This is a genomic window from Trichococcus sp. (assembly GCF_049589555.1).
In the GTDB taxonomy this organism is placed as follows: Bacteria; Bacillota; Bacilli; order Lactobacillales; family Aerococcaceae; genus Trichococcus.
Genome location: NZ_JBAWAZ010000061.1, coordinates 1 through 4,505, shown reverse-complemented (window position 1 = coordinate 4,505; position 4,505 = coordinate 1). Strand labels below are relative to the sequence as shown.

Genomic DNA, 4,505 nt, shown 5'->3' with positions numbered 1-4,505 from the left:
ATGGATAACTTTCCGTTATTCATCTTTTCTGCTCGCTTTCGCCCCTAAGCTTGCGGGCGCTCCCCCCAAAAAAACAAAAAACCCGAGGATTTCTCCTCGGGCCCACTATCATTTGATTACTTGCACGCCATTTTTTTCAACATGCAGCAACTTGACTTCACTGTCTTTGACAGCGGCTTTTGCCGCAGCTACGAATGCTGCTGCCTTTTCAGGATGGATCATCGTGAGTATCGTCGTGCCGGCACCACTCAGGTAAGTACCGTACGCGCCCATCTCATGCCCCAATTCCCGGACTTGACTCAATTCCGGAACCAAGGCACCGCGATAAGGCTCATGGAAGACATCCTGCTCCATCAATGCGCCCGCTTTTTCGATATCACCCGAGAAAACAGCCGCCACCAGCATATTCGAGATGCTGCTGCCTTTGATCGCTTCCTTGAACGGAAGCGAATCCGGCAAAACAGCCCTGCTCTCTTTCGTCAACAATTCCTTTTCCGGAATCGTCACTACCAAAGCAGTTTCAGGGAAACTCGCTTTCGTCCAGTATACTTTGGAATCCAAAACGGCTCCGACCGTAAAATCTCCCGTGATGGCAGGTGTCACATTGTCAGGATGGCCTTCGATGCGTGTCGCGATTTGAATTTTATCGTCAATGCTCAACTGCAGATCTGCGCATTGATTAGCCAACTCAATCCCTGCAACGATGGCAGCTGAACTGCTGCCCAAACCTCTGGCAGCAGGCACTTCACTCGTCATCGTGATTTTCCTTGGTGCCATGTTCGGCGCCAAAGACAATGCAGTTTCAATAATCAGATTTGTTTTGTCAGTCGGAATCCCCGCTCCCAAATCATGGAGAATCTCCCACTCGTTGGCCTCTTCTTTTACAGTCAAGGTCAAATATAATGATACAGCCAATCCAAGGGAATCGAAACCTGGTCCCAAATTGGCGGAAGTTGCCGGTACACGGATATCAAACATCCTACTAATCAATCCTTTCCAAAAGAACGATGGTCCATCATTTCTTAAACATATAGGAATTCATAAAATTTTTCAAACTTAAAAGCGCATCACCACAGGTGTTTCACGGATTTACAAATTATTTCATGCATCCCAAATCTTTGGCTAGCTTCACGGGTAAGCCCTTCGGAAATTAGATAAATCGTACCTATTGCGCTCTACGATGCTCATTCGGCACGATTTCCTAAATTTCTTTCAGGGCTGAACGAACCCGTTCAGCTTTTCTAATCTTTAGTGTGTTCGAAATACGAAAGAAATCCGATCAGTGTTCCAACACTTTGAAATGGACTTTCAATTTCATATCATCATTATCTTCCATCGCTTGGATGATTTCATTTTCTTGAGCTTTCGACATCGGATGCGTAACGATGACAATGATCGCTTTACCGTTCGCCAATGGCTCTTGGATGATCTTATCAAAGCTGACTTCTGCAGTGGCGAAGATTTTCGCCAATTCCAAAAACTGGCCTGCGCGATCGGTAACTTCCAAGCGCATAAATACAGGATTGATGACCTGCTCAGGCTTCGCGATTCGGGTCTCTACCTCATACTCGTTAAAGATGTTTCCGGTTGTTCCCAAAAGGATGTTCTTAGCGATATTCATCACATCACTGACAACAGCTGTCGCGGTAGGCAACTCGCCGGCTCCAGCACCGTAGAACATCGTTTCCCCAAGGGCTTCCCCAGCCACAAATACAGCATTCATTTCATTGTTGACGCTGGCCAAAGGATGCGATTCCGGAACAAATACCGGTCCGACTTCGACATTGACGCTGTCGCCGATTTTTTCGGCAGTACCGATCAACTTGATTTTGTAGCCCAAACGATTCGCCAACTTGATGTCGTTGATGGAAACGTTGCGGATACCCGTCACTGCTACATCATCCAAAGTCACATCATTCGTTCCGAATGCAAGACGAGCCAAAATGACCATTTTGCGCGCTGCATCCAATCCATCGACATCGCTTGTCGGATTTTTTTCGGCAAAGCCCAATTCCTGTGCCAATGCCAAGGCTTCATCGTAAGAGTAGCCTTCTTTATCCATTTTCGTCATCATGAAGTTGGTCGTGCCGTTCACGATTCCCATGACTTTTTGGATGTTGTCGGAAGCAAAACTTTCCGTGATCGCACGCAAGATCGGTACACCGCCAGCAACAGCTGCTTCATACAAGAAATCGCATTTGTTCGCTTTCGCCAGAGTGACCAATTCTTTTCCATGCAAAGCCACAAGATCTTTATTCGCTGAAACGACATGCTTTCCAGCCGCCAAAGCTTTAGAAATGTAATCTTTTGCTGCCGGAACATATCCGATCAATTCTACGATGATTGAAATTTCTTCGTCATTCAAAATCTCATCAAAATTATCTGTGCAATGAACAGCATCGCCAAAGAACGTTTTGCATTTTTCGATATCGCGGTCCAGAACCGATTTGATGACTACTTCCTGTCCGACGACTTGATTGATTTTATTTTGGTGGCCGCCGATGATGCGGGCAACGCCAGTCCCTATCGTTCCTAGTCCTAATAAACCTACGTAAATCTTGTTTGCCATTATTCCACCTCTTCAATTATTTCCTTATTACACAGTATACTGAATGTTGCGGAATTACTCTACATAAAAATTAAAAAATTTTAATGATTGCCACTTTATTCCCATGAAAATGGAAAAGACAAAAAAAGGCAGCGGGAAAATGAGCCGACTCATTTTCCCGCTGCCTTAGTTCATGCAAGGATGGATGAATTAATCTTGTAATAATTCGTAAATTTCGATGGCAACTAAATCAAGATCATCAAATTGATAAGTTTGGTTTGAATCGTGTTCTTCCAATTCAAAACTTTCCGTATCGCGGTTGTATTTAACGACGCAACGTTCTACGCCTGCTTTTTCAAAACGACGGATTTCGACATCACCATTGTCTTCCATCATTACTTCTAGGCGACGAAGGATCGCTGAGAGCTGTGAAGGTTTCATGATATTTCCCCTTTCAAGACTAACTTCTTATTTATTCTAGCATTTTTTTTCTGACTGCGCATCAATTTACTGTAATTTACCCAAGAAAATCAATATTTGAGCAGTGCGCCTTATTCGCCCCACCAAAGCTTCACCAGCGCTTGCGTACCATCATCAGCGAAACCTTTGCCCGCTAATTGTTCGTAAAGTAGCGCTGCCTGTCTTGTAGCCGGCAAATCGATGCCCATCTTCTCCGCTTCATCCAGTGCAATCTTAAGGTCTTTCGCAAAATGCTTGACGAAGAACCCCGCTGTGTAATCTTGCTTCAGGATCCGAGGGCCATAGTTCGTCAAAGACCAGTTCGCGGCACTGCCGGAACCGACTTGTTCGATTACGCGTTCCAAATCCAATCCAGCAGCTTTAGAATAAACAAGCAACTCGGTCATACCGGTCATCGTGCCTGCAACCATGATCTGGTTGGCCATTTTTGTGTGCTGGCCGCTGCCGGCTGGCCCTTGCAGCATCACCTTGCTCGAAAAAACGGACAAGACATCTTTTGCGGCATCAAATGTTTCTTCATCTCCGCCGACCATCGTTGTGAGCGTTCCGTTTTGCGCACCCTTGTCTCCCCCTGATACCGGAGCATCCAGCGTCCGAATCCCTTTTTCTTTCCCGAAAGCATATATTTTTTCCGCCAAAGTCGGCGTACTCGTCGTCATATCAATGAGGATATGGTGTTCATCCGCTTGCGAGAAGATTCCGGCATCCCCAAAATAGGTCTCTTCAACGTCTGTCGGATAGCCTACTATCGTGATGACGATATCTGCTTGCGCCGTCACATCGGCAGGCGTATCGCACCATTTTGCACCCTCAGCGATGACCGCATCGGCCCTGCTCTTCGTTCGATTATAGACATGGACAGGATAGCCCGCATTCAAAAGATGTCTGATCATGGATGAGCCCATGACACCCGTTCCGATAAAACCAATTTTTTCCATTTATACAACCGCCCCTTCCAAAAGCTATGTTAACAGTATACCTTACGCCTAGCTCAGATAAAAACAAAAAAGCGCCGGGGTACAGATTATCCAAGCAATCTGCTTCCCGGCGTTCGGGTTCAACGTTTGATTTTTTCCAGGAGATTCACTCTCAGTTTCAATTCTTCGCGCGGCTGCGATTCATAAATGTCGATACTTGTTTGATAATAGCTCAATACGGCATCCGCAAATGCTTTTGAAGAAATTTCCTGCATCAGTTCATCCCATACTTCTTGGTTGATCGCAACATCGGAACTGTGAAAAAAGTCCGCATATGCGATGATGGTCTTGCCGATTTTGTCATCCGCTTCGAACAACATCCCTAGGCTGTCCTCTGTTATCAGACCGGATAAATAGTCATTCCGTTTAGCAATGACCGGACACCCATTTACGATCGATTCCAAGTAGGTCAAGCCTTGCGTCTCTGATTCTGAAGCATTGATATAAATATCCGCCATTTGGTAATATTCGCTTACATCTTCATTTCTGACTTCCCCGAC

The 4,505-nt window shown here is 45.6% G+C and carries 5 protein-coding genes; all 5 read right to left on the bottom strand.

Annotated features, from left to right (window positions below; genetic code table 11):
- Positions 1–108: 108 nt before the first annotated feature.
- Positions 109–978, bottom strand: coding sequence for a homoserine kinase (gene thrB / locus WBV27_RS02940; RefSeq protein ID WP_424199266.1), 870 nt, complete (start codon positions 976–978; stop codon positions 109–111).
- A 301-nt stretch (positions 979–1,279) separates the two neighbouring features.
- On the bottom strand, positions 1,280–2,569 hold the full coding sequence (locus WBV27_RS02935) for a homoserine dehydrogenase (RefSeq protein ID WP_424199264.1): 1,290 nt from the start codon (positions 2,567–2,569) through the stop codon (positions 1,280–1,282).
- A 189-nt stretch (positions 2,570–2,758) separates the two neighbouring features.
- Positions 2,759–2,989 carry a YkuJ family protein gene (locus WBV27_RS02930; RefSeq protein WP_086628356.1) on the bottom strand — a complete coding sequence of 77 codons (231 nt, stop codon included), beginning with the start codon at positions 2,987–2,989 and terminating at the stop codon, positions 2,759–2,761.
- Between the two features lie 110 nt (positions 2,990–3,099).
- Entirely contained in the window at positions 3,100–3,966 is an 867-nt protein-coding gene (locus WBV27_RS02925; protein ID WP_424199262.1) for an NAD(P)-dependent oxidoreductase, read from the bottom strand.
- A 119-nt stretch (positions 3,967–4,085) separates the two neighbouring features.
- Positions 4,086–4,505: glycosyltransferase (locus WBV27_RS02920; RefSeq protein WP_424199260.1), on the bottom strand; the 420-nt coding region annotated here is incomplete at its 5' end.

What these genes read in the sequence shown, in the direction of transcription:
- thrB (WP_424199266.1), bottom strand. Translation starts at nt 978, where the DNA reads ATGTTTGATATCCGTGTACCGGCAACTTCCGCCAATTTGGGACCAGGT.
- WBV27_RS02935 (WP_424199264.1), bottom strand. Translation starts at nt 2,569, where the DNA reads ATGGCAAACAAGATTTACGTAGGTTTATTAGGACTAGGAACGATAGGG.
- WBV27_RS02930 (WP_086628356.1), bottom strand. Translation starts at nt 2,989, where the DNA reads ATGAAACCTTCACAGCTCTCAGCGATCCTTCGTCGCCTAGAAGTAATG.
- WBV27_RS02925 (WP_424199262.1), bottom strand. Translation starts at nt 3,966, where the DNA reads ATGGAAAAAATTGGTTTTATCGGAACGGGTGTCATGGGCTCATCCATG.